The organism is Thiothrix unzii (assembly GCF_017901175.1).
Lineage (GTDB): Bacteria > Pseudomonadota > Gammaproteobacteria > Thiotrichales > Thiotrichaceae > Thiothrix > Thiothrix unzii.
In genome coordinates this window covers 34,914-54,963 of record NZ_CP072793.1, presented here as the reverse complement: position 1 = coordinate 54,963, position 20,050 = coordinate 34,914, and the positions used below count along the sequence as shown (strand labels likewise).

At 51.6% G+C, this 20,050-nt stretch carries 23 protein-coding genes; 9 read left to right on the top strand and 14 right to left on the bottom strand.

Annotation, left to right across the window (positions count from 1 at the left end; genetic code table 11):
* Window position 1 precedes the first annotated feature (1 nt).
* The 8 genes from J9260_RS00385 to J9260_RS00350 form a co-directional block, all read right to left on the bottom strand.
* The gene (locus J9260_RS00385; protein ID WP_210219099.1) at window positions 2-1,114 is read right to left on the bottom strand and encodes a CobW family GTP-binding protein; all 1,113 of its coding nucleotides are present in this window, start codon (window positions 1,112-1,114) and stop codon (window positions 2-4) included.
* Between the two features lie 81 nt (window positions 1,115-1,195).
* Complete coding sequence (locus J9260_RS00380; protein ID WP_210219098.1) at window positions 1,196-1,741, bottom strand: M23 family metallopeptidase; 546 nt, start codon at window positions 1,739-1,741, stop codon at window positions 1,196-1,198.
* A gap of 133 nt (window positions 1,742-1,874) precedes the next feature.
* Window positions 1,875-2,711, bottom strand: a complete 837-nt coding sequence (locus J9260_RS00375) for a hypothetical protein (RefSeq protein ID WP_210219097.1) — start codon at window positions 2,709-2,711, stop codon at window positions 1,875-1,877.
* Between the two features lie 102 nt (window positions 2,712-2,813).
* A complete protein-coding gene (locus J9260_RS00370) occupies window positions 2,814-4,448 on the bottom strand; it encodes a sensor histidine kinase (RefSeq protein ID WP_210219096.1) in 1,635 nt (544 codons plus the stop codon).
* A complete protein-coding gene (gene pyrR, locus J9260_RS00365; protein ID WP_210219095.1) occupies window positions 4,449-4,958 on the bottom strand; it encodes a bifunctional pyr operon transcriptional regulator/uracil phosphoribosyltransferase PyrR in 510 nt (169 codons plus the stop codon).
* A complete protein-coding gene (gene ruvX / locus J9260_RS00360) occupies window positions 4,942-5,385 on the bottom strand; it encodes a Holliday junction resolvase RuvX (RefSeq protein ID WP_210219094.1) in 444 nt (147 codons plus the stop codon). Before ruvX ends, pyrR begins: the two co-directional genes overlap by 17 nt.
* Complete coding sequence (locus J9260_RS00355) at window positions 5,382-5,948, bottom strand: YqgE/AlgH family protein (protein ID WP_210219093.1); 567 nt, start codon at window positions 5,946-5,948, stop codon at window positions 5,382-5,384. Before J9260_RS00355 ends, ruvX begins: the two co-directional genes overlap by 4 nt.
* Before the next feature lie 21 nt (window positions 5,949-5,969).
* The gene (locus J9260_RS00350) at window positions 5,970-6,851 is read right to left on the bottom strand and encodes an energy transducer TonB (protein ID WP_246499548.1); all 882 of its coding nucleotides are present in this window, start codon (window positions 6,849-6,851) and stop codon (window positions 5,970-5,972) included.
* Window positions 6,852-6,972: 121 nt separating this feature from the next.
* On the opposite strand from J9260_RS00350, the gene J9260_RS00345 reads away from it, so the two are divergent.
* The 4 genes from J9260_RS00345 to J9260_RS00330 all read left to right on the top strand — a co-directional run bounded on the left by J9260_RS00345 (window position 6,973) and on the right by J9260_RS00330 (window position 11,025).
* Window positions 6,973-7,569 carry an SCO family protein gene (locus tag J9260_RS00345; protein WP_210219092.1) on the top strand — a complete coding sequence of 199 codons (597 nt, stop codon included), beginning with the start codon at window positions 6,973-6,975 and terminating at the stop codon, window positions 7,567-7,569.
* Window positions 7,570-7,713: 144 nt separating this feature from the next.
* Window positions 7,714-9,588: a 3'-5' exonuclease gene (locus J9260_RS00340; protein ID WP_210219091.1), complete on the top strand. Its 1,875-nt coding sequence runs from the start codon at window positions 7,714-7,716 to the stop codon at window positions 9,586-9,588.
* Window positions 9,585-9,977, top strand: coding sequence for an HIT family protein (locus J9260_RS00335; RefSeq protein WP_210219090.1), 393 nt, complete (start codon window positions 9,585-9,587; stop codon window positions 9,975-9,977). The genes J9260_RS00340 and J9260_RS00335 overlap by 4 nt, the downstream gene beginning before the upstream one ends.
* Window positions 9,978-9,984: 7 nt before the next feature.
* Window positions 9,985-11,025 carry an HNH endonuclease family protein gene (locus tag J9260_RS00330; protein ID WP_210219089.1) on the top strand — a complete coding sequence of 347 codons (1,041 nt, stop codon included), beginning with the start codon at window positions 9,985-9,987 and terminating at the stop codon, window positions 11,023-11,025.
* A gap of 39 nt (window positions 11,026-11,064) precedes the next feature.
* Here the strand turns inward: J9260_RS00330 and J9260_RS00325 are convergent, their stop codons facing one another.
* On the bottom strand, window positions 11,065-11,625 hold the full coding sequence (locus J9260_RS00325) for a Uma2 family endonuclease (RefSeq protein WP_210219088.1): 561 nt from the start codon (window positions 11,623-11,625) through the stop codon (window positions 11,065-11,067).
* Window positions 11,626-11,765: 140 nt separating this feature from the next.
* Between J9260_RS00325 and J9260_RS00320 the strand changes: the two genes are divergently transcribed.
* The 3 genes from J9260_RS00320 to J9260_RS00310 are packed head-to-tail and all read left to right on the top strand — an operon-like array spanning window position 11,766 to window position 13,675.
* The gene (locus tag J9260_RS00320; RefSeq protein WP_210219087.1) at window positions 11,766-12,446 is read left to right on the top strand and encodes a glutathione S-transferase family protein; all 681 of its coding nucleotides are present in this window, start codon (window positions 11,766-11,768) and stop codon (window positions 12,444-12,446) included.
* The gene (truC, locus tag J9260_RS00315) at window positions 12,446-13,165 is read left to right on the top strand and encodes a tRNA pseudouridine(65) synthase TruC (RefSeq protein WP_210219086.1); all 720 of its coding nucleotides are present in this window, start codon (window positions 12,446-12,448) and stop codon (window positions 13,163-13,165) included. Before J9260_RS00320 ends, truC begins: the two co-directional genes overlap by 1 nt.
* Window positions 13,166-13,201: 36 nt before the next feature.
* Window positions 13,202-13,675, top strand: a complete 474-nt coding sequence (locus J9260_RS00310; RefSeq protein ID WP_210219085.1) for a hypothetical protein — start codon at window positions 13,202-13,204, stop codon at window positions 13,673-13,675.
* Here J9260_RS00310 and J9260_RS00305 read toward each other — a convergent pair.
* The gene (locus J9260_RS00305; RefSeq protein WP_210219084.1) at window positions 13,647-14,564 is read right to left on the bottom strand and encodes an ROK family protein; all 918 of its coding nucleotides are present in this window, start codon (window positions 14,562-14,564) and stop codon (window positions 13,647-13,649) included. The two genes, J9260_RS00310 and J9260_RS00305, sit on opposite strands and share 29 nt — an antisense overlap.
* Window positions 14,565-14,696: 132 nt before the next feature.
* Here J9260_RS00305 and J9260_RS00300 point away from each other — a divergent pair, with 132 nt between their 5' ends.
* Together J9260_RS00300 and J9260_RS00295 are read left to right on the top strand one after the other, a co-directional pair.
* Window positions 14,697-15,644: a sigma-54 interaction domain-containing protein gene (locus tag J9260_RS00300; protein WP_210219083.1), complete on the top strand. Its 948-nt coding sequence runs from the start codon at window positions 14,697-14,699 to the stop codon at window positions 15,642-15,644.
* 131 nt (window positions 15,645-15,775) lie between these two features.
* A complete protein-coding gene (locus J9260_RS00295) occupies window positions 15,776-16,384 on the top strand; it encodes a C40 family peptidase (RefSeq protein ID WP_246499546.1) in 609 nt (202 codons plus the stop codon).
* Window positions 16,385-16,413: 29 nt separating this feature from the next.
* Here J9260_RS00295 and J9260_RS00290 read toward each other — a convergent pair whose 3' ends face one another.
* The 4 genes from J9260_RS00290 to J9260_RS00275 form a co-directional block, all read right to left on the bottom strand.
* Window positions 16,414-16,947, bottom strand: coding sequence for a copper chaperone PCu(A)C (locus tag J9260_RS00290; protein WP_210219082.1), 534 nt, complete (start codon window positions 16,945-16,947; stop codon window positions 16,414-16,416).
* A gap of 75 nt (window positions 16,948-17,022) precedes the next feature.
* A complete protein-coding gene (locus tag J9260_RS00285; RefSeq protein WP_210219081.1) occupies window positions 17,023-17,565 on the bottom strand; it encodes an rRNA large subunit pseudouridine synthase E in 543 nt (180 codons plus the stop codon).
* 3 nt (window positions 17,566-17,568) lie between these two features.
* The gene (locus tag J9260_RS00280; RefSeq protein WP_210219080.1) at window positions 17,569-18,597 is read right to left on the bottom strand and encodes an FAD:protein FMN transferase; all 1,029 of its coding nucleotides are present in this window, start codon (window positions 18,595-18,597) and stop codon (window positions 17,569-17,571) included.
* 14 nt (window positions 18,598-18,611) lie between these two features.
* Window positions 18,612-20,048, bottom strand: coding sequence for a dynamin family protein (locus tag J9260_RS00275; protein ID WP_210219079.1), 1,437 nt, complete (start codon window positions 20,046-20,048; stop codon window positions 18,612-18,614).
* Window positions 20,049-20,050: the final 2 nt, after the last annotated feature.

Genomic DNA, 20,050 nt, shown 5'->3' with positions numbered 1-20,050 from the left:
TTTAAGCTCCGAAAGTGTCGCGTGGTGAGGTAGTCACCGTTTGGGTAAACGAAGTAAGTAACTGACTGACAAAAGCTTCATCTAGGTCAGCGGTAATAAAGACGAAACGGCTGCGATGATCATCATCCGGCCATGCGGGGAGTTCGATTGACGGGTAAAACAAATGTTGCACTGCGTGTAATACCACCGGACGACCAGGGTATTCCTGCACATTGACGATAGCTTTCATGCGCAATAAACGCTGGCTGCAAAATTCTGCCAGTGTTTCCAAGGCTTCCGCCACTCCTGCCCAAGGTAAAGCGTGCTCAAATTGCAGGGAAAAGCTGCGAATCCGCCCATCTGCACCCGTGTGTAGCGGCGCACTGGGGTTAAGAATACCTGATGTTTTTAACGGCGAACCGCCCGTCACCAAGCGGAAGTTTTCCGCAGCCAACCATTGTTTGGCTTTGACAGGTTCGGATTGGTGATACGCCCGCAATTTGAAAATGTGATCCGGGCTGACATTGCCATGCTGCACCTGCACTACTGGCGCGGCAGGATTCAGGCTGGCAAGACGACTTTCCAGTTGCGCAATTGTGGCGGCATCGGCAAGGTCGGTTTTGGTAAGCAATAAGCGATCAGCACCCGCCACTTGGCGCACCGCTTCAAAGTGCTGGTCAAGTTGACCGCTGCCAAATACCGCATCCACCGTAGTGACAACACCATCCAGATAGTGGCGTTTAGCGACCCAATCGGAACGCAGCAGGGTTTCGAGTATCGGCGTGGGGTCGGCGATACCGGTGGTTTCGATGATAATGCGTTCATACGGGGGAATTTTGCCATCGCGCCGCCCCATCCACAGGTTTTTCAGGGTGGGTACTAGCGATCCTTGGATTTCACAACACACACACCCGCCGGACAGCAGTGCCATTGTGCCTTGGGTATTATCGACCAGTTGATGATCCAGCCCGATACTGCCGAACTCGTTCATAATCACAGCGGTAAGTGGTGGCGCACGCAACAACCGTTCCCAAAACGACGGTTTCAGCAGATTGTTGAGTACTGTGGTTTTGCCACTGCCCAGAAAGCCGGTAAGCAAAGTAATCGGGATGCGCACATCCACCGCGTCAGCCATGATTCATTCCTGCATCGTTCTCGTTTGCAACAAAGTTGCATTAAAGTGTAGAGGAGTCGTGACTAACTTGCAACGCCACGCTTAATGCGCAGCGGCTGCGTCATCGTGTTGAGTTGACTGATAAATTGTCAGGAACTCATGGGGATTCACGTAAAACATCCGATCCAACCCAAATGGCTGATCCGGCTTCCATTCTGAGACTTGCGGGGGCAAGCTACGAATGGAGTAATACAAATTTGCCGGACGCGGGGTAGCTTTAGCAGGTGTGCCCACCGTACCGATTTTTTCACCGGTTTTAACCCAAGAAGCGGGTTTAACCGTCACTTGTTCCAGATTGGCATAATGATGTAACCGCCACTTCGCGCCTAATACCAATACGGAATTATCACCTTCAGGATCAGTTTCACGGTAAATCACCCAGCCACTGGTGGCAGCCTCTACCGATGTGCCTTTATTGGCGAAAATATTAATGCCCTTTTGTGCATTCATTCCGCCGACATACCAAAAGGCGGAAGGGTTCCAATCGTAAGGTTTCGCGCCTTCAACCGGGAGATGACGATCCTCCGGTATCCAATAACCCATCATAAAAACGGTCAGTGCGCCGAGTAGTAGTAGTGGCTTGTTCATGGCGTATTCCCCGCATGTGTGCTCTTCTTCATTATTATTGATACGGCTTATGCCGAAAAGTTCATCTTATTGTACTTAATAATACTAGGCCAATTTCACCCGCAACCCAAAGGCTTTCTGGAAGAACGGCTTATCACTGTGACGTTAACAACAACGCCTTAATTTTGCTGACTGGTTCGCGTAAATCTGGCGGTGAATTTTCCAGCCAATCGCCTAAATACGTTTCCAACGAAAGGTCTTTGCCGGTTTCGCCAAGATTCAGGTAATTGATCGCTGTCCAACCCTGCGGTGTTGCTGACAAAATCGGGAGGATTTGGTTACTCACCACCTCGTTCAAGTCGCGGTCTTTAGCGTAAGGGTCAGCACGTAACACCTCACGGTATTGCTGATACCAAGCGGGTAATTTCATACCCTTAGGCAATTGGCGGTGTGCTTCTTGCAGGTTGTTTTGACTGTATTCGCGCAAATGCGGGGCGTAATCTTTCCAGTTCGGGTAAGGCGGATTTTCTGCCCATGCTTCTGCCATGCGCTCCAAGGTAAATAAACCGAAGGCTTCGCACAACGCTTCCTCAAACCATTGCTGGCGTGAAACATTGTTCGGGGCAAGGTCGTAATTGCTCATTAAATGGCACATTTCGTGCGAAAACTGATAAGCAATGCGTGCCCAATGGTTGCCGGAGGCTTGCACCTGCACAATGTATTCGCCATCCGCGCTTTTTTCGTACATTGCACGCGGCGCGTCTTCACTACGCTGAACCAAAATCGTCCCGAATTTGCGTTGCGCAATGTAGGGGCTAATCACGGTGATGACCGAATCCAGTACCGCCTGCACATCTGCCGGAGCCGCTCCCCCCCATTCTTGGGTGGTTAATTTGATCTGCGCTGGCGGCACAAACGCAAACGCCCGCAATGGGGTTAACGCCAATAACACTAGCAGGATCAGATGGGCTAAACGCATGGGGTCACTCATAACTTCGGGTTCATTATCGTGCTATCCAGTGTGCGACTGACACGCGATAAAAGCCAAATATTTTCGGCTAACCGGCATAAGTCAGACGATACGATGCCAATCTCAAGTTTTATCCAAAGGTAATTCCAGCACAAACGCCGCCCCCACAGCACTTTCTCCTAAACGAATACTGCCACCGTAAGCCTTGAGCAACGACGCAATGATTTCCAGCCCCAACCCCGTGCCGCCGTTGCTGCGTTTAGTGGTAAAAAACGGGGTGAAAATTTTATCGCGATTCGCCGGGGAAATGCCTTCGCCGTTATCCTGCACGTGCACTTCCAGCACTTGCGGGCGCACTTGCGCGGTCAACGCAGTACTGGTTGCGCCATGCTGCACGCTGTTATCGAATAAATTGCTGAAAATAGACTCTAGTGCGTCTGGGGCAATCGCCAAACGGCATTCCGGCAAGCCTTGCGGTATTTGCAATGCCAAACCGCGCTCTTGGTAACGATTTTGCACTGCTTTGAGCATTTCTGTCAGGGTGCTGGTTTGCTTGCTGGGTTCCAACGCATCGGCGCGTGCCAGCTCCAGTAGACGATTGACCAGCAATTTCAACCGCTGGGTATCTGCCAATAAATTATTGATGAAATGCCCGCTGCGTTCTACCGTCATCGAATCCAAGTGATCACGCAATAACTCCAACGCCCCCTGCATCGAAGTCAACGGGGTTTTAAACTCGTGGGAAACATGCGTCGCAAAGCGACGTAAATAATCCGAACGCTCCGCCAGCGCGTGTGACATCCCCACAAAGCTGTCGGATAATTGCGCCATTTCCTGCGTTACCGGATGCTGTAGCGGCGCAATTTCACGCTGTTCGCCGTTACGCACCCGCTCGGTTTGCCGCAATAATTCCCGAATCGGGCGCGAAATCGTTGACGATACAAACAGCACCAGCAACACCGCCAACACCAGCAAACTCAAAGTTGCCAGAGCCACGGTTTCCTTCACTTCATACAAATGTTTGATAATATTGGTCGGGGTACGTGATAAATAAATCACCCCTTGCAATCGCCCCGCTTCAATCACCGGAAACGCCGCAAACACCCGAATATTGGTTCCGCGACTGATCGAATACAGCGGCGGCGGTGGCTCATCCGACACCCGTTGGCGAATCGTACTGGCGTATTGCCCCTTCAACGCCTGTTTCACTTCGGCAATGTGCGCCAGTGACAAACCAACCTCTTCGCGCCCCGCAATCACCGTGCCGTTCATGTCCAGCAAGCGCACCCCGGATAAGGTGGTTTGCTGCATATCCTGCATAATGCGCTTCATCCGCTCCCCGACATTTTGCGCCAACGTATCGGTAGCGTGGATACTCGGACGCGCTTCCGGGCGCGGCAATTCAATCGGCGCAATCAAATCAACACGCGGTGTTACCGGCTGATAATCCTGCGATTCAGGCGAAACTTCACGCGCAGGGCTGAGATACGCTTTCCCCAAATCCCCAGTAAACAACACGTAGCCGTAATCGTGTCCGTTCGCCTGATCCCGCACTGTTTGCCGAAACGTCGCCGCCAATACCGCTGCTTGTGAAATCAATTCCAGCTCGGTTTGTTGTACCAGTTCATTTTCGTAAATGCGGAAAAAATACAAACCACCCAACGGCAATGCCAACACCGTTAACATCACCACCAGCAAGATACTGCGCAACCGCAACAACACCTTGCGCGGTAACGGCAGACGGGCATTGATTAACATCTAGGGTGCTGCGCGTGGCACAACCGCCAAAGCCAACGGTTGCGGCCCCGTCACCTCAATATGCCATTGCGCCCCCGGCTCGGCGTGTAACGCTGCCAATTGCGGCTCAATCGGTAATTCCCGCCCTTGGCGTGCCACCAATACCGCCACGGTAATCGAAGCGGGTCGCCCGAAATCAAACAGTTCATTCATAGCACCGCGCAAAGTACGCCCGGTATAAATCACGTCATCAATCAGCAATACATGGCGATTATTCACATCGGGTAATAACGACGGCTTGCTTTGTGGATGCAGACCCACCCGACTGAAGTCATCGCGGTAAAAAGTGACACTCAAGCTTCCCGGCTCTTCCGCCAATTGCAGGCGTTGTTGCAAGTGTTCGGCAATCCATACCCCAGCGGTATGAATACCAACCAGCAACGGATCAGCAATGCCACGGGCTTGCATCCAATCACGCACCTGCTGTTCCAGCGTGTCGAGTAAGGCATCAATATTATAGTTGTTGTCCATTAGTGTATTCCTGCATCCAGCTTTCCAGAATAATGGCGGCAGCCACCTGATCAATCTCTTCTTTGCGGACTTTGCGTTTGCGCCCCGCTTGCCGCGCCGACTTTAAGCGTTGCTCCGCCTCCCGTGAGGACAATTGCTCGCTGACCACATCCACCGGCAAGGCGTAACGCCCTTCCAATTGACGGATGAAACGCTCAATCGGCTCTTGCATCGCACTGTCGCTACCATCCAGTTTACGTGGCATCCCCACCACCAAACGTTTGGGTCGCCACTCTTGTATACAGCGGGTAATCGCCGCCCAGTCGGGCACACCGTCACGCGCTGTTACCGTCGATTGCGGTGTCGCCACCCCTGTTAAGGTATTGGCAACAGCAACGCCAATGCGAGCTTTACCGTAATCGAAACCCAAAACCGTCAAATGCGTCATGCGTGTCCTGCGGTAACACCCAGTAAATTCATATCAATTCCCAAGGTACGCGCCGCACCCTGCCAACGTTGAGTGTAGGGCATATCAAATAAGATTTCCGGGGTAGCAAGGCAGGTAAGCCACGCATTTTCTTTGATTTCGTGTTCCAACTGCCCCGGACTCCAGCCTGCACAACCCAAAATCAGCAAAAAATGCTGCGGCCCCACACCACTGGCAATGTCGCTTAAAATATCGCGCGAAGAAGTCAGGGCTAAATCGTCACTAATCCGCAAGGTGCTATCCCAGCGACGCTCGCCGTCGTGCAGCACAAAACCTTGCTCCGGTTGCACCGGCCCGCCGCTCAGTGCGGGTTGCCCTGCAATGTGTGGGTCATGGATTTCAATCGCCAACTGCCCCAGCAATTCCCCCACCGTCATTTCCAACGGACGATTAATCACCACGCCAAACGCACCGAATTCATCATGCTGGCATAACAAGCTCACGCTATGGTCAAAATTCGGGTCGCCCATGCCCGGCATGGCAATCAGCAGGTGGTTGCGCAGGTTAAGGGTATTCTCGGTCACAGGCTTTACCAATCCATCGGGTTATTGAGTGTCGAGGGTTCCGCTGTGGAACAACCACGTGCGGGTAATGTTGAGTTGATCCCATTTACGGCGGATGTCATCCGGCAATGGCGGATAAGGCCCTGCTAAAGTCACGATGCGCAAGGCGGCTTTATCCAATACATCATAGCCTGATGATACACTGATTTGGGTATCGACAATACGACCCTGATGATCGAGGGTGGCATTCAAAATCAACTTGCCACTCAACTGGCGACGCACCGCTTCTTCGGGGAAATTGATATTGCCGACGCGCTCAATTTTCTTCACCCACGCATCAATGTATTCCGCTTCCACCGCGCTTTTGGCACTCACCGCATCAATAAAGTGAATCCGGGGGCGGCGGGCGTAACGCGCTTCTTGTTCGTCCACTTCCGCCAGCAATTGCGCAATTTCTTGGGTGGCATCCGAACGCTCTGGTGCGATTTCCGGCTGCTCTTCTTCGGGCTGTTCCGGGGATTTATCGACGCGTTTAAAGGTTTCGCCTTTGGTAGTCAGGATTTGCGGTTGTAACTTCGGCACTGCCTCGGTCATGCTGGCTTCGGTTTGTACAGGAGAATCGCCTTCTGCTTCATTGGGCAACAACGATGACAATGGGCTGGTCGGGCGATTTTTTTGGTCACTATTACCGCTGGCTTGTTGATTGGCTTGCGCGATAAAATCGACCTCGTCGGGAGCTTTCTCGCTGTGCGTTTGTACCAGCGTGATGTCGAGCACCGGGGAAAGATACGCTTGCGGGTTAATTCCCGGAATAAAGCCAACCCCACCGATGAGCAACAAATGCAGCAGCAGCGCGACAGGTAGCGTTTTGGCAAGCGGTTCATCCGCTAAATTTCTAGGCAATACAGGCATAGTGTGGTTCACAGTTCGTCTGTTTGATCGGCAGGACATTGATTTTAATATTATCCCGCTTGCTTTTTTTCAAGGTAAGCCCCTTTGATGAAGGGTTATCTTAGCACCTTTAACGGCAATTTGAGTAGCAGTTATGTGGAAACAACTCATCGGCATGGTCGCCGCCATCAGCTTAGGCGTAGCCGCAGCATGGTGGATCTCGCAACAACTTAACCCCGCACCGGCTGCGAGTGTGCAACCCGCCGCACAATCGGTGGGTGGCGATTTCACCCTGCAATCTGCTAAGGGCGCGGTCAATTTAGCCGATTTTCGCGGTAAAGTGGTGGCGTTGTATTTCGGTTATACCGCCTGCCCCGACATTTGCCCCACCTCAATGGCAACCCAAAAGGCCGCTTTTGCACAACTCAGTGCCGCAGAAATGGCGCAGGTGCAAGGCATTTTCATCTCGGTTGACCCCGAACGCGACACTTTAGAACACATTCAACGCTACGTCGGCTATTTCCACCCCAATATCGTCGGGGTCAGCGGCACATTGCCGGAGCTGGAAACCCTCGCACGGCGTTACAACGCCTTTTTCCGCAAAGTCGAAATGCCGGGGTCGGCGATGGCGTACACCATTGACCATTCCAGCGTGATTTACGTGATCGACAAACAGGGTAAAGTGCAAACGCAAGTGCAACACGCCGCACCTCCGGCGGAATTAGCGGCAGCGATTCGGGCGTGGTTGTAACAATCTCGGAACAGCTTAAATTGAATCAGACGCTGATTATTCCAAACACCATGTGACTTCACTGTTTGAACTCATTGTGGCTAGTGCACCGAACGCTGCTGTATCATCGACGCTATATCAACTAAAAACGACAATAATTGCGTTATGACTAAGCTAATCCCGTCTTTACAGAGTTGCCTCAATCGGATGACTTCCGGCGAGAAGCGTTTTGCGCGTCGTTTGGAACAGTTGTTGGAAGATGATTACCTGTGTTGGTACGAGCCGCGTGTGGGTGAAGGTTTTCGCCAGCGTTACGCTGATTTCATTATCGTGCATCCTTGGCGCGGATTATTGCTGCTGGAAGTGAAAGATTGGAAGCTGGATAGTATTCAGTCTATCGACAAAGCGTCTGCTACCCTGCTAACTCCGCAAGGCGTTAAAACCACTACCAACCCGCTGGAACAGGCGCGGCAATGTGCTTATAAGTTGGTGCAGCAACTCGAACAAGACCCGCAATTGATTCAATACGCAGGCAGGCATCAGGGCAAATTGGCGTTCCCTTACGGCTATGGCGTGGTACTGACCAATATTAGCCGGAAACAGTTTAGCAATACCGATTTGCAAGCCGTGTTGCCTTGGAATCGCACCCTGTGCAGTGATGAAATGCTGGAAAATATTGACCCGGAAGATTTCCAGCAATGCTTATGGAATATGTTCGATTACCAGTTCAGCAAGCCGCTGACAGTGCCGCAGTTGGATCGTATCCGCTGGCATATTTTCCCGGAGATTCGGATCGCGTCCCAAGGCAGTTTGTTTGCAGAACCGCAGGCTGATATTGCCGATAAACCCATCGAAACGGTGTTGCCCGATATTCTCAAAGTCATGGATCTGCAACAGGAACAACTAGCTCGCAGCATGGGGCGTGGGCATCGTGTTATTCACGGGGTAGCAGGCTCTGGGAAAACGCTCATCTTGGCGTACCGCTGTTTGTATCTGGCAAAGCTATTGTCCAAACCCATTTTGGTATTGTGTTACAACATTGCCTTAGCGGCGCGGTTGCGGGCTTTGATGCAAGAAAAAGCCATTGATGACAAGGTGAGCGTTTACCACTTTCATGACTGGTGTGGTGAACAATTACGTGCCTATCACATCGACCGCCCAACGGAACACGGGGTTGAGTATTTGGATGCGCTGGTCAATAGCGTCAGTGCCGCTGTAGAAAGTGGGCGTATTCCCAAAGCGCAATATGGCGCAATCATGATTGATGAGGGGCATGATTTTCAGCCTGCGTGGTTAAAGCTGGTTAGCGGCATGGTTGACCCGGAAAAAGATTCTTTGCTGTTGTTATACGATGATGCGCAATCCATTTACCAACAAAACCAATCGTTGAAGTTCAGCCTTTCCAGCGTGGGGATTCAAGCACGCGGGCGTACTACCGTGCTGCGCCTCAATTACCGTAACACCGATGAAGTGTTTGGGTTTGCTTACCAATTTGCGCGGCAATATTTGCAACCCCACGACAGTGACGACGATCATATCCCCCTACTGGCTCCAGAAATGGCAGGGCGACACAGCTTTAGTCCTGTTTGCCGCCTGTTCTCCAGTTTTGCAGAAGAAACCGTAAGAATTGTGCGTTGGTTACGGCAATGGCATCAGGAACGTGGCACATCATGGGCAGAAATGGCGGTGCTGTATCGACACAGTAATCAGGGCAAAGTATTGCAGCAAGCCATGCACGACGCAGACGTACCTTGTTATTGGTTGCGTGACCCGGCGAGTAAAAAAGGTTTCAACCCTGCCGAAGATTCGGTAAAGCTCATGACTTTCCATAGCAGCAAGGGGTTGGAATTTCCGTTGGTGGTGATTGCGGGCATTGGTTTCATTAGCACGGATACGGCAACCGCAGCCGATGAAGCAAAGCTATTGTATGTCGCCATGACCCGCGCTACTGACCGTTTATTGCTGACTAGCCATCAGGAAACGGATTTCACCCGCGCCTTGCAAAGCGAGGCCACAGTTTTATTAGAGGCAGTCTCATGACAACCGAACAATCTTGCCCATTCTGCCAACTCGCAGCGGCGGATATTGTGGCGGAAAATGCATTTCATGTGGTCATCCGTGACCGTTTTCCGGTGTCGTTGGGGCATTCGCTGATTATTCCGAAACGCCATGTGGCTTCACTGTTTGAACTTACGCCGGAAGAATTCAACGCTTTGCATGAATTGTTGCATATCACTAAGCAGCAACTCGACACGCAATATCAGCCCGCAGGCTATAACGTCGGCGTGAATGTCGGCGAAGCCGCTGGGCAAACGGTGTTTCACCTGCATGTGCATGTGATACCGCGTTATACGGGCGATCAGGCTGATCCGCGTGGTGGCGTGCGGTGGATTTTTCCTGAAAAAGCCGATTATTGGTCAGCAAGGTAAACTAGGCATGGCGAATGACTCCCGTTTTTATGAAATCGAACCAACTTTAGAAAATCACTGGCGAGCCATTATTTTGTTTGGCAGAAATGTCGCGTCATACAAATTTGCCTTGGCGAAAGCACTGTATGATTTACGAACCAATCAACAAGAGCTAATTCGTCTTGAAGACTTAGCCCCTCACTTTGCTGATCATGTTATCCAGCACCTCCAACAATGTGATAAGCAAGGCACTTCCAGCCAAAGCCGCTTTCTGGAGGTTTGTCGAAAATTTCGTGATGGAGACGCGAATACTTCACGGGATGAACTCATTACTGAAACCGTAAAGCTGGGTTTTAACAATGTGTTGGATGCCTTCCATAACGTGCATGGCAAAGAGCTGGATAGTCGATTTTTTCTCGATGAACGTAAAACAGCCGGAGGCATTCGGTTAACCGAGCAATTTTATCATTTGGCTAGTTTGGGTGATTTTGCTGATTTGAATCAGGAAACCGAAGCGCGTTGGCGACTGGTAGAAACCGCATGGGAATTGAATTTGCCTAAGCAGGTGGTGCAAGTTTCGTATGATGAAACCAGTCAGTTTTTACACACCCTCACCACACAACATCGACGGGTAAATATCACCTCCTCGCGGGATGCGCTGAATGGCTACCAAAAAGGTCGTTGTTTTTACTGTTACCGCGATATTTCTATTGACCCCACCTCCGATAATTTGGCTGATGTTGATCATTTCTTTCCGCACAAGTTGACCTTTTGTGCCACCGATAAACCGATCAATGGTGTGGCGAATCTTGTGCTGGCGTGCAAGGAATGCAATCGAGGTAGTGAGGGGAAGTTTGACCGTTTGCCGAAACTTGATCTGCTGGATCGCTTGCATCAGCGTAATGAGTATTTGATTAAAAGCCATCATCCCTTGAGAGAAACACTCTTGCTGCAAACAGGGATGCGCGAAGATGAACGTATTGATTTCCTACAAAATGCTTATAACTGCGCGTCAGCACATTTGATCACGCGCTGGTCGCCAAAACCTAGCGGCATTGCTGTTTTCTGAGTCAATCTGCTCAATGGTGACGGCGAAAAGATTCTGTGATCAACGTAAGAACGTGTAAAGATCATCCACCGCCATTTCCAACCCAACAGAAACGAGTGTGAAAGTTTTGCCCTCGGTGTAACTTTCCTTGAGCCACTCGTTGCTGCGGCGGTAAATTTCCACGTAAGGCGTGTCCTGCGAACACAGCACGTATTCCTGTAAAGTTGGAATCATCCGATAACCTACCAGTTTTTCCGTGCGATCTTTACGTGCCGTGCTGCCGGATAATACTTCAATCACCAGACACGGCGATTGATTAAAATGCGATGCGGTTTCATCCTCACACGTCACCTGCACATCAGGGTAGTAATAACGGGTATCGTTGAATATTTGAATTTCAACCCTCATATCCGACTGAAATACTTGGCAACGACTGCCGCGCAGGTGCAGAGCCAATGCGAGGAAAAAATTTCCTGCCAGTAAATTATGCCCGCGACTCGCCCCCGCCATCGCGTAAATCTGCCCATTCACATACTCGTATTTCTGCCCATCCGGGCGGTCGTTTTCCCCTAATAAATATTCTTCTGGGGACACATAAGGTGACTTCGGTAACGCACCCATCGCACTGACTCCTGCACAAGGGACTTAAAGCTCAACTGCACGATTCCATCTTCGTGGTTTTTATATGGCAGTTCAAGTGATGCCGTGCAACTTCATGTAAACTTAGCGACGACGTATCCACAACAAACAGGAGTTACCCCATGCACACCCCGCACAAGCTGGAACTAGTCAGTTTCAAAGTTTGCCCGTTCGTACAGCGTTCTGTGATTGCCCTCAATATGAAAGGCATCGAATACAGCCTCACCCACATTAACCCGCACGACGCACCTGACTGGTTCAAGGCCATTTCCCCACTGGGTAAAGTGCCGGTGTTGCTGGTCGATGGTACGCCATTGTTCGAGTCTGCGGTGATTCTGGAATATTTGGATGAAGTCTACCCGCCCAGCCTGCACCCCGCTGACCCGCTGGAAAAAGCCCAACATCGCGCTTGGATCGAGTTTTGTTCCGAGCTGATCGGGCGGCAGTTCCGCATGGTGACGGCAAAGGATGAAACCGCGTTTAACGAAGCCCGCGAATCCCTGCAACAAGGTTTGCAACGGCTGGCAACGGTAGTCGATGCTACTGGCCCATTCTTTTCCGGTAGCGAATTGAAACTGGTGGACACGGTTTACGCACCGCTGTTCATGCGTTTGTCACTGGCACGTCAATTGGTGGGGCTGGAACTGGAATTGGGTACTCGCCTGCAAACTTGGAGCGATACTTTGCTGGGTTTGGAAGCGGTCAAAACCTCTGTAGTGGAAGATTTTAACGCCGTGTTCCTGAACTTCCTGAAAATGCAGGAAAGCTGGTTACTCGCTCGCCATCAAGCCGCAACACCTTAATGCTAGAAATCCTCTACCAAGATGCTCACCTTGTTGCCATCAACAAACCTTCGGGTCTGTTGGTGCATCGCAGCCTGATTGACCGCCACGAAACGCGCTTTGCGATTCAGCTTACCCGCGACCAGATTGGGCAGAAAGTTTACCCGGTGCATCGGCTGGATAAACCCACGTCGGGGGTATTGCTGTTCGCGCTTGATAGCGACACCGCACGGCTGATCAATGCGCAATTTACCGCTGGGCAAGTGCAGAAAACCTACCAAGCCATTGCGCGTGGGTTTGTTCCCGACAATGGCGTGATTGATCACCCGTTGCGTGAACAGTTGGACGCACTGGCGGATGCCGACGCAGACACTGATAAAGACGCACAAACCGCGTTGACCCATTACCGGCGATTACAGGCGTTTGAAGTGCCGTTCGCAGTTGACCGCCACCCGACCAGCCGTTACTCCTTGGTGGAGCTATGCCCCAAAACAGGGCGCAAGCACCAATTGCGCCGCCACATGAAGCACATTTCCCACCATTTGATCGGTGACACCACCCACGGCAACGGTAAACACAACCGTTTTTTCCGTGAACAGTTTGGCAGCTCACGTTTGTTGCTGCACGCCACCCAGCTTTGCTTAAAACACCCGCACAATCATGAAAACTTACTGATTCAAGCGAAGTTTCCCGCAGACTTTGATGAGGTGGTACGGTTATTGCTTCCTTTCCAACAGTAATCAATAAACACAGTCGACTACCCGACGAGGTTCTTTATGGAAAGGAATTCACAACTGACACTGGCGCAAATTTTGACGCGCTTGTCCCAAATTTTAGGGCAAAAACAATCCGGTACGTTTTTCGTAGCGACGGATATAAACACCTCTTGCCGTTTCGCCATAGAAGAAGGAAAAATCACCCACTGCACCCACAAACGCGATCAGGGCATGACCGCCGTGCGCAGTTTTCTAGGTACACAAGGCGGCTCCTGCTCGTTTTCCGAAAATCAATTTGTGCCGTTTCGGGCAGATGCAGCGGTTATTCATCAAATGTGTATAGATGTATTGGGAATTCGCCCCAGCTTACGCATTGAAAAACCACCGTTATTAGCCAGTAATCCCGCACCAACACGCGCTGTGGAAGCCAATAATCGGTTTTATCGCGGGGGTTACGCTGCCGCCGAAAGCAGCAACGTTGAAACCACCAGCCAAGCCGCAAAGGTCAACAACCGTTTTTACCGGGGTGGTTAGCACCTAACCAAGCCGCACCACGTACCCCGCTGGAGTCGCCGTAGCGAGGAGGCAATAAACGGGTCGTTACGTAATCAGAGAACACGTATTTCCCCCAACGCGCGGGCACATTTTGGTACAAACGGGCAATGTTTGACATCCCGCCGCCCAGCACAATCACATTGGGATCAAGGATATTGATAACATGAGCAAGGCTTTTTGCCATGCGCTCCTCGTAAGCCTGCAACGCGGTTTCGGCACGCTCATCGCCGTGTGCAGCGCGTTCCACCAGCGTCGCCGCAGTTACGCTTTCCCCGTGTAATAAGCGGTAATGCGCGGCGAAACCCGTGCCGGAAAGCCAAGTTTCAATACAGCCGTGTTTGCCGCAATAACACGCCGCACCGGGCAATTCGTGCATTTCAGGCCAAGGCAAGGGGTTGTGCCCCCATTCGCCGCCGATAGCGTTTGCGCCACCTAACACCTGCCCGTTTACCACAATCCCCGCACCTGTACCTGTGCCAATAATGACCCCGAATACCACCGACGCACCGGCTGCCGCGCCGTCGGTAGCCTCTGATAACGCAAAACAATTCGCATCATTTTCCATACGGATAGCGCGTTGTAACAGATGGCTCAAATCGGTGTGCAACGGCTTGCCATTCAACACCACCGAGTTCGCATTTTTCATTAAACCGGTTGCGGGGGAAATCGCCCCCGGCATTCCGACACCCACGCTGCATTGCCCACCAGCGACACGTTCCGCCGCATCCACTAGCGTTTTAATGGTGTGTAATGTCGCTGCGTACTGCCCTTGCGGGGTGGGTAAACGCTGGCGGAACTGCTCAGTGCCGTGCGCGTCCAGCAATAACACTTCGATTTTCGTACCACCAAGATCAATTCCAATATGCACGCGCTGACTCCTTAATGACGCTGATGAATCGGGAAACTGCCAAAAACTTGCAATAAGTCATGACCTTTCGCAAGCAATAATGCTAAATTGCAAACCGTTTTACCCCGCTTTTTGATAGGAATAGGCGTGTTTATGCGTTTTGATGACATCCTGACCCGTTCACCAGTCTTGGAAGCCGTATTGCGTTCCGCACACTTGATTGCTCAAACCGATGCCAGCGTGTTAATCACAGGCGAATCCGGCACGGGTAAAGAATTGGTGGCGCACGCCATGCACGCTGCCAGCCCGCGCCACCAGCAGCCGTTTATTGCGGTCAATTGCGCAGCATTGCCGGAAACACTGGCGGAATCCCTGCTATTCGGACACCGCAAAGGCGCGTTCACCGGGGCTGATAATAACCACGCGGGGCTATTAACCGCAGCGGATGGCGGAACCTTATTTCTGGATGAAATCGGTGAATTGCCGTTAAATCTGCAAGCGAAATTACTACGCTTTTTAGAGTCGGGCGAAATCTTACCGCTGGGTGACGCACAGGCGAAACGCCTCAATGTGCGGGTATTTGCCGCCACTCACCGGGATTTATTCACACTGGCAGAACGTGGTGAATTCCGCCGCGATTTGTTTTTCCGTTTGAACATTATTCCGGTGGAATTACCAGCACTGCGCGAACGCAAAGAAGACATTGAGTTGCTGCTCAACCATTTCCTCCAGCAATTTGCGTCACAACACCAATTACCACGCGCCAGTTTCGATAAACCTGCACGCCAGCAATTGTTACGCCATACATGGACAGGCAATGTGCGCGAGTTACGCAATCTGTGCGAACGTTGTAGCATTTTGCTCGCTGGTCGTGAAATCGGGGTAACGAACCTGCCGCACGAATTACGCAATCCGGGTGAACCAGCACACAGCACATCTTTCAGTTTGCCGATGCATGGGGTTAATCTGGATGAGCTTGAGCGCGATTTACTCAATCAAGCGTTAGAGCGCACCCAAAACAATAAAACCCATGCCGCTAAACTGCTGGGCATTAGCCGTGACGCGCTCAATTATCGGCTGAAAAAACAGTTGCTTGCATAACGGTTAACAGCAACTTCCACCGCTCAACAGCATAGCCACTGTTTTATACCTCATATCGGAAATGAATGACCTCCCCGTTTGTCGGTCGGGCAAACTGGGTACTCAGAGGGTTTCATCAGGAGGTATGAAACATGTGGAACTGTCATTTCTCGCACCTAAAATATTCCCTGCTCGGCTCGGCAATGCTGGTATTGGCGGGGTGTAGTACCAATCCCCGCAGCTTAAGTGCCGTGAGTCCGGCACAACAAGCCACCGAACCTGCGAAAAACCGTGTCGTTCAAGCCCACCAAAAAACCAAACCGCACACCGTGCAGTTGGCTAAAGCCCGCAAAGCTCCCGCTGCCAGCACCTTGGAAAAAGTCACTTGGTGCGCCCGCAAACAGCAAGGCAAAATGTATTGTTGGGGCGGAAGCAGCCCAACCACGGGTTTTGATTGCAGCGGCCTCACCCAATATTCTTTCAAGCAAGGCGCAGGGGTTAATCTGCCACGCACGGCAGCGGCTCAATACCAAGCAGCGGAGAAAGTGAATCAACAGGAAGCTCGCAAAGGTGATTTGGTATTTTTCAGAACACGCGGCAAGCGCGTCAGTCATGTCGGCATTTACTTGGGTGACAATAAATTCATCCACGCGCCGCGCACTGGGAAAAGCATTACCACCAGCAAGCTGCAAGGCTATTGGAAACAACGCTTAGTGGGTTTTGGACGTGTACAGGGTGCGTGCCGCCCCGTCTATTCCTAGCACGGGGCAACTTGGAGCGCAGTTAGCGATCAGTGATGTTTCATCCCGCCCATCGGTGGGGTGACTTCCTTGATAGGGGCATCAACGACAGTCGTGCTGCCATCTTCAAAGGTGAGTGTTACCGCTACGGATTCACCAGCTTTGAGTTCCTGACGCAACTCAATCAGCATAATGTGTAAACCACCGGGCGCGAGTTCCGCTTTACCGTTGGCTGGCACATCAATTTGCGGGATCTGGCGCATTTCCATTACGCCATTGTTATTGGTGTGAGTGTGTAATTCCACCGTGTTAGCCACCGGACTGGTAGCAGATACCACTTGGTGTGCGACAGCACTGCCGTTGCTCAACACCATGAACGCCGCGCTATTCGGTTGACCCGGTGGAACTGCACGCACAAACGGATTTTCTGCTTTAACCGCATCCGCTGCTTTAGCCACGGTTACCGCTGCTGCTTGCACTTGAGGAGCTTCCGCAGGTTTTTTAGCTGTTTCACTTTCTGCTTGGCAAGCTGTCGTTACAGAAATCAATACGCCTAACAAGGCTGCACGCAATAAAGGTTTCATTCTATTCTCCTGAAAAAAGACACTAAAACTACGTCCCAGTATCTTAAAAAGAGTAGATTCAATCAATGTGTTATATCACACACCTGCATCACACCATTCACCGCTGGCGAGACCGTCAAGCGTCCAAGAACCAATGCGATAACGAATTAAACGTAACGTCGGCAACCCCACCGCCGCTGTCATACGCCGCACCTGACGATTACGCCCTTCGCTGATGGTAATCGCTAACCACGCATCAGGAATCGCTTTGCGCACCCGAATCGGTGGTTGCCGCGCCCATAATCCCGGTGGTTCTGGAATAATCGTCACCGTCGCAGGGCGCGTCATGCCATCGTTGAGCATTACCCCATCACGCAACGGCTGTAACGCTGCGTCGCTCGGCGTGCCTTCCACTTGCACCCAATAGGTCTTGCTGGTTTTGTGTTTAGGGTCGGCAATTTTATGCTGTAAACGCCCGTCATCGGTTAACAGCAATAAGCCTTCACTGTCACGGTCTAAACGTCCGGCGGCATACACACCGGGAACAGGGACGAAATCCGCGAGGGTTTGACGGCCTTGACCATCTGTAAACTGGCACAACACGTCATACGGCTTGTTAAACAAAATAATCCGTGACATGGGTTAATCCAACAGCAACTGGGTAAATGCGGGAGTGGCATAGACGGCAAAACCCGTTTCGCTACGCCACACAAAATAAGCGGCTAAACCGTGCTGATCCGCAAAGGCTTTACCCTTGATTTCCCCCATCGCCATCAACAAAGTGGCGTAAGCATCCGCCTCCGCCCCCTGTTGCGCAACCACCGATACCGAAGCTAAACGATGTGTCACCGGATAGCCCGTCGCCGGATCAAGCGTGTGTGAATAACGTTTACCGTCTTTCATAAAAAAGTTGCGGTAATCGCCCGACGTAGCCAGCCCTGCATTGTGCAAACGAATGCCCTGCTGCACTGCCCGCCCGTCATCCAAAGGCTTTTCAATGGCAACACGCCAAGCATCGCCGCGCGGACTAGAGCCACGGGTACGGATTTCCCCGGCAATTTCCACCATGTAATTCGTCACACCCAATGATTCAAGGTATTCCCCGACGCTATCGGTGGCAAAACCATCCGCTAACGAAGCCAGTTCCACGTGTAAATCCGCTTGGGTTTTGCGTAAGGCTGGCGGCTCACGTTGCACCTGCAATTTTTGGTAGCCCACCCGCGCCCGCGCCGCTGCAATAGCCTCCGCAGCGGGCACATGATCCGCACTTTCCTGCGCCGAACCGAATCCCCACAGGGTAATCAAAGGGCGGATGGTAATGTCGTAAACACCTGCACTTTCCGCACTTAAGCGCAACGCCAACTCACTTAAGCGTGCCACGTCCGGCGATACTGCAAACCAATCTGTGCCTTGGTGCGCGTTGAACTGGGAAATTTCTGAAGACTTATCCCAACCCGCGATTTGTTGGGTGGTTTTGCTCAATGCTTGGGTAATACCTGCCGTGAGGGTGGCGGCATCGACTCCCGCAGGATTATCCGTCAGGGTGACATGCCAAACGGCAGTGCCGTGCATTCCTTCGAGCTGCATTCCCGCTGGTTTGCCACACGCCGTTAACAGGCTGATTAGAATGCAAAATGCCAACCCGAAAGCTGGCATTTTCCGATAACGCATCCAGCCCACGCCGGTTACACCTTATCCTGTGAACCGGAAGGACTGGTAAAACGGTCATTCAAATATTGCACAAAACGATCCGTTGCATCGCGAATACCGTCCAAACGCCGCCGATTACGCTTATTCCAGCCAGAAGGTGTGCTCAGGAAAATACTGCGCCAAATGCGGGTACTTTTACGGAACGCCGCTGCCAAACTGCCGTAAGATTCACGCACAGCCAAACGTTCTGCAATACGTTTCGCCAATTTCTGGCGGATCAACAGGTGCAAACCCAGCGCAATACCAATCGGAATCGCAATGCTGATCGCAGTAAATACCGTATGACCCTGCAAAGAAGCTAACCAAGGCGGGTTAAATAACAAGCCTTCCCAATAATCGAATTCAATGCTCATCGCAAACAAAGCGATTAACAACGAACCCAATACCAGCACGTCCGCCATCAATACCTGTTTCTTCCAGCGTTGTAACGCTTCACGTAAACGTGGCACGGCCTGCTGCTCAATGTGGTTCGCCTGAGATTCCATCGCGCCCACAATGCGATATACCCGCTCGATATTTACGCCATCAATCCGCGCCATAATGCGGCGATAATCGGCATCGCGCTTGGCGACGTAACGCGCCCACACGTTTTCATCCGGCACGGGCACGGCTAACTTATCGTTGAATAAAATGTGGAAACTGCCCGCTGACAAACCCTGTTGCACCAAGGCTTTCTGCCATGACGATACGATGTCTTCAAGGTTATCTTCACGCGCAGAAGTGTCAATTTGATTTAAGATAAACAGGAATTTACTACCGTCATTGCGGCGCATCGAACCTTTTACCAAGTGCTCTAGGGTATCCTGCATCGCGCCCGGTTCGGGGTGGCGTGCATCAAAAAACACCAGAACCAAATCCGACAGCTCAATAATGTGGTCGGTAATCCGCAAAGTCGCTTTACGTTGTTCGTCTGCGTCAAACCCCGGTGAGTCGATCAAAATTTTACCGCGCAATTTCTCACTCGGTGCCACTTTCATTTGCAGGTAGTTGTCGATTTTCGCGCCTTCACCCGTGGTGACATGCTCAATCTCTTCGCTGATCTGGTAAAACGGAAAACGTGGATCACCATCCAACGCTAATCCCGGCAAAGTGCGTTGCTGTCCATCGGGGCTAAAGGTAATGACCGTAAAACGATCATCAACCGCCTGATTCCCGGTACGCTGCAAATCCACATCAAGGTAAGTATTGATGAAGCTGGATTTACCCGCCGAGAATGTCCCCAAAATCGACACCAGCGGCCACCACGAAATCTGCGTGGCGTAGGATTCCCCGCCATCCAGCAAACCAAGCTTTTGAGCAACGGCATCCAATTCCCGGTATTGGTTAACGGCCTCTACCAGAACCGGATTTTCACGTTTAAGGTGCTCTTGCAAACGCTTTAAACGCTGCTCCATTCGCTTGGCTGGTGTCATGG

What these genes read in the sequence shown, in the direction of transcription:
- J9260_RS00385 (WP_210219099.1), bottom strand. Translation starts at nt 1,114, where the DNA reads ATGGCTGACGCGGTGGATGTGCGCATCCCGATTACTTTGCTTACCGGC.
- J9260_RS00380 (WP_210219098.1), bottom strand. Translation starts at nt 1,741, where the DNA reads ATGAACAAGCCACTACTACTACTCGGCGCACTGACCGTTTTTATGATG.
- J9260_RS00375 (WP_210219097.1), bottom strand. Translation starts at nt 2,711, where the DNA reads ATGAGTGACCCCATGCGTTTAGCCCATCTGATCCTGCTAGTGTTATTG.
- J9260_RS00370 (WP_210219096.1), bottom strand. Translation starts at nt 4,448, where the DNA reads ATGTTAATCAATGCCCGTCTGCCGTTACCGCGCAAGGTGTTGTTGCGG.
- pyrR (WP_210219095.1), bottom strand. Translation starts at nt 4,958, where the DNA reads ATGGACAACAACTATAATATTGATGCCTTACTCGACACGCTGGAACAG.
- ruvX (WP_210219094.1), bottom strand. Translation starts at nt 5,385, where the DNA reads ATGACGCATTTGACGGTTTTGGGTTTCGATTACGGTAAAGCTCGCATT.
- J9260_RS00345 (WP_210219092.1), top strand. Translation starts at nt 6,973, where the DNA reads ATGTGGAAACAACTCATCGGCATGGTCGCCGCCATCAGCTTAGGCGTA.
- J9260_RS00340 (WP_210219091.1), top strand. Translation starts at nt 7,714, where the DNA reads ATGACTAAGCTAATCCCGTCTTTACAGAGTTGCCTCAATCGGATGACT.
- J9260_RS00335 (WP_210219090.1), top strand. Translation starts at nt 9,585, where the DNA reads ATGACAACCGAACAATCTTGCCCATTCTGCCAACTCGCAGCGGCGGAT.
- J9260_RS00330 (WP_210219089.1), top strand. Translation starts at nt 9,985, where the DNA reads ATGGCGAATGACTCCCGTTTTTATGAAATCGAACCAACTTTAGAAAAT.
- J9260_RS00325 (WP_210219088.1), bottom strand. Translation starts at nt 11,625, where the DNA reads ATGGGTGCGTTACCGAAGTCACCTTATGTGTCCCCAGAAGAATATTTA.
- J9260_RS00320 (WP_210219087.1), top strand. Translation starts at nt 11,766, where the DNA reads ATGCACACCCCGCACAAGCTGGAACTAGTCAGTTTCAAAGTTTGCCCG.
- truC (WP_210219086.1), top strand. Translation starts at nt 12,446, where the DNA reads ATGCTAGAAATCCTCTACCAAGATGCTCACCTTGTTGCCATCAACAAA.
- J9260_RS00310 (WP_210219085.1), top strand. Translation starts at nt 13,202, where the DNA reads ATGGAAAGGAATTCACAACTGACACTGGCGCAAATTTTGACGCGCTTG.
- J9260_RS00300 (WP_210219083.1), top strand. Translation starts at nt 14,697, where the DNA reads ATGCGTTTTGATGACATCCTGACCCGTTCACCAGTCTTGGAAGCCGTA.
- J9260_RS00295 (WP_246499546.1), top strand. Translation starts at nt 15,776, where the DNA reads ATGTGGAACTGTCATTTCTCGCACCTAAAATATTCCCTGCTCGGCTCG.
- J9260_RS00290 (WP_210219082.1), bottom strand. Translation starts at nt 16,947, where the DNA reads ATGAAACCTTTATTGCGTGCAGCCTTGTTAGGCGTATTGATTTCTGTA.
- J9260_RS00285 (WP_210219081.1), bottom strand. Translation starts at nt 17,565, where the DNA reads ATGTCACGGATTATTTTGTTTAACAAGCCGTATGACGTGTTGTGCCAG.
- J9260_RS00280 (WP_210219080.1), bottom strand. Translation starts at nt 18,597, where the DNA reads ATGCGTTATCGGAAAATGCCAGCTTTCGGGTTGGCATTTTGCATTCTA.
- J9260_RS00275 (WP_210219079.1), bottom strand. Translation starts at nt 20,048, where the DNA reads ATGACACCAGCCAAGCGAATGGAGCAGCGTTTAAAGCGTTTGCAAGAG.